Source organism: Pseudomonas sp. SIMBA_067 (assembly GCF_046534675.1).
In the GTDB taxonomy this organism is placed as follows: domain Bacteria; phylum Pseudomonadota; class Gammaproteobacteria; order Pseudomonadales; family Pseudomonadaceae; genus Aquipseudomonas; species Aquipseudomonas putida.
Genome location: NZ_JAWRYH010001040.1, coordinates 1 through 248, shown reverse-complemented (window position 1 = coordinate 248; position 248 = coordinate 1). Strand labels below are relative to the sequence as shown.

The following is a 248-nucleotide window of genomic DNA, read 5'->3' as shown; positions in this document are numbered from 1 at the left end:
GTGATGACTTGGCCGAATTCATAGACCGACACAGGCTCGTTCGTCACTATGTTCATCTTGCCGCAGTCGAGGCGCGGACCTTTGGCGGCGACCGTCTCAAGAATCGGAGTCAAACTGACCCACTGCTTCGAGAGGTACTGCACCGTATCGTTAGCGTGCGTTTGCGATTGCGACACTGCATTCATGTGCCCGGCGATCGTCGCCTTGTCGTTCTCGGCTGACGTTTCGACATGCGAAGCATGCTGGAA

1 protein-coding gene is annotated in these 248 nt (G+C 56.0%); it reads right to left on the bottom strand.

Annotation, left to right across the window (positions count from 1 at the left end; genetic code table 11):
- The coding region (locus SB765_RS32385) for a hypothetical protein (RefSeq protein WP_410932862.1) at positions 1 to 248 on the bottom strand (248 nt) is incomplete at both ends.